This is a genomic window from Acinetobacter stercoris, assembly GCF_900323515.1.
Lineage (GTDB): Bacteria > Pseudomonadota > Gammaproteobacteria > Pseudomonadales > Moraxellaceae > Acinetobacter > Acinetobacter stercoris.
Genome location: NZ_OOGT01000354.1, coordinates 1 through 1,888, shown reverse-complemented (window position 1 = coordinate 1,888; position 1,888 = coordinate 1). Strand labels below are relative to the sequence as shown.

At 33.6% G+C, this 1,888-nt stretch carries 1 protein-coding gene and 1 pseudogene; both read right to left on the bottom strand.

The features are described 5' to 3' along the window. Positions 1–74: 74 nt before the first annotated feature. Positions 75–836: pseudogene (locus tag KPC_RS19440) on the bottom strand (3-oxoacyl-ACP reductase). A gap of 157 nt (positions 837–993) precedes the next feature. Further along, on the bottom strand, positions 994–1,734 hold the full coding sequence (locus KPC_RS19435; protein ID WP_121975950.1) for a sulfite exporter TauE/SafE family protein: 741 nt from the start codon (positions 1,732–1,734) through the stop codon (positions 994–996). Positions 1,735–1,888 lie beyond the last annotated feature (154 nt).

Here is a 1,888-nt window from a genome sequence, read left to right as displayed (position 1 = left end):
ATGTAAATGTCTAATATTTAATGTTTACATGGCTAAAAAAACGGCAAATAAAATATACTCAGAATAATATAAAACTAACTTTTTACCAGACCGCCATCCACAATTAAATTTTGCCCTGTAACTGCACGTGAAAATGGAGACAAAAATAATAAAATAGCATCTGCAAATTCTTCAGGAGTTGTAACTTTTCGAAGAGGAGTAGAACTGGCAATCAGCTCAAATACTTCCATAGGTGTTGCTTTACTTGCATCAGTTGTTTGTAATAAACCACCAGAAAGCATATTAATATTAATACCATATTGCCCAAGTTCATGAGCTGAGGTGCGTGTAAATGCCAAAAGTGCAGCTTTGGCGCTGGTATAATCATGATAAGGAACTACAGGATTCTGAACCAGGTTTGTTCCAATATTCACAATACGTCCAAAGCGATAGTGCTTCATATCTGGTAACGCAGCCTGTGTTGTATTCAAACAAGCTTTTAATGCACCTTCTAGCTGTTGTTGCATGGTTTCCCATTTTAACTCTTCGACTTTTGGCCGGTCTTCTCCATTAAATTTAAAATGGATAAGCGCATTATTAATAACTGATGTAATCGGATGCTTAAAATGTTTTTTTGCAGATAAGAAAAGTTATTTAACCTGATCGGCCTGAGTAACATCAGCTTGATAAATAAAGACTTGATTGGGAAATTGGCGATATAACTCTAATGCCTGATCATGGCTATTCAGATAATTTACTACGACTTTTGCACCTTCGCGAAGCAAAGCATAGCTAATTGCTCTGCCGAGTCCTCTAGCTCCACCTGTTACTAAAACAATTTGTTCTTGGATGAGCATGATTATTCCACATGATGAAAATATGATAGTAAATTACAGTGTCTCGTAATTTAGTGTTGATTACAAACAGAATAGTATTATTGATTAAGTTGATTGATGATACATGTTTGTTTTTATAGTAGCTTATATATTTTGAAAATATAAAGTTGTCTATAGTTTATAGAAGCTTAACGAGTGTAATACTTAACAGGAAAAAACCAGATGCAAATAATAAGCTGAGAACAATATGTTTAAATTGTTTTTCCGAGATCATATAAAAAAATTTTGCACCTAATATTGATGGAAGAGTGACACAAAGCATAAGCACAAGTATATAAGGGATATGCGCTGAATTTAAACTGTCATGCCAAATATATCCTGCGATTGTAAATAATTGAATAGCGAAATTAAAATGACGCAAAATATAACGTTGCTGTTGTTTGGGAAGATTTTTAAGCATTACCCAGGCAGAGGGAATAGCACCACAAAAGCCACCTAAACCACCAAGTATTCCACCAATAAAGCCGATACTGCTATCTGCAGCTCGTCCCATTTTTTGAATATGTGGCAGTGTTGGTGCAAAGTACATGACAGGGCACCAGATGACTAAAAACATTCCAAGCACAATTTTAAAAATATCTGCATTGATAATGTTTAATAAATATATACCTAGTGGTACACCGATAATACCCGCAATAATATAAGGCATAACAATTGAAAAAGACATTTCATGCTTTTGTTCTTTGCTGATTGAAATAATATGGCTCCATAGAGAAGCAAAAACGACAAGAGGTGCTGCCAGTTGTGGAGTGAGTATCCATACCCAAAATGACATGGCAATCAGTGCAAAGGCAAAACCAGTTAATCCTTGTACGAATCCAGCAATAATTGCACCTAATATAAAAAGAAACCAGGTCATATCTTTTCGTGTAAAATATTTTAAAAGCGTAGTATTCTAGAGTAGGAGTGAAAAACCAAGTCGTATCTATAATAATTTATGCAAAGAAATTCAGTTTTTTAAATATATAAATTTGATAATTTTAATAAAAAAATTAATAGAATTAATCTATTAG

Coding starts and splice junctions, on each gene's coding strand:
- KPC_RS19435 (WP_121975950.1), bottom strand. CDS start 1,734: ATGACCTGGTTTCTTTTTATATTAGGTGCAATTATTGCTGGATTCGTA.